Here is an 823-nt window from a genome sequence, read left to right on the forward strand (position 1 = left end):
TGCATTTGACATCAAGAAACCAGCATCATCGGCAGAACCTGAACGGTGGTTACGTTGAACTTGTTCACCTTTAGCAGCTGTAGCAACCGCTGCACCACCCATTGCACCACCAAACAATACATTGATGATTGAGCGGTTCATTGCTTTACACATGATGTACGACAGAATCGCACCAGATGAACCTACGAGAGAACCCGCAACGATCAACATGTTGTTTTCAAGGGTAAAACCAATACCTGCTGCTGCCCAACCCGAGAATGAGTTAAGAAGTGATACTACTACAGGCATATCACCACCACCAACTGGTGCAATCCATACCCAGCCAAATGCAAGTGCAAGTGCTGTCATTGCCCAGAATGCGGTCATGTTACCAGTGGTAAAGAAGTAGAAACCACAAGCCAACATCGCAATAAAGATAATCGCTTGAACCGGCTTAACCCATGCACCAGAAATCGTTTTTGCCCATTTTTTTGCAGCCAATTTACCGTACGCAAACACAGATGCAGTAAAGGTAATCGCACCAACAAAACAACCAACGAACAATTCAAATAAATGAACACTACTCATGTGCACATGTTGCACACCAGCCGCAGTTAAAGCTGCCTCATTTTGAGCAAACAATTCAGTGAGTTGGTTGTTATGCAAAATTGCAGCGATTGCAATGAGGACAGCAGCCAAACCAACTAAAGAGTGCATCAACGCCACAGTTTCAGGCATTTGAGTCATTGGTACAGTACGAGCACGTGCAATACCTACGATTGCACCCAACACCATTGCACCAACAATCATCCAGATGACTGGGTTATTCGCAACAAAGAAGGTT

At 44.8% G+C, this 823-nt stretch carries 1 protein-coding gene; it reads right to left on the reverse strand.

Translation table 11 applies throughout. The annotated features are described in order from the left end of the window. Positions 1-823 (reverse strand): NAD(P)(+) transhydrogenase (Re/Si-specific) subunit beta (locus tag FY048_RS18930; RefSeq protein ID WP_446092165.1); only part of this gene is annotated, 823 nt, incomplete at both ends.

The organism is Acinetobacter sp. 1124_18A (assembly GCF_052824995.1).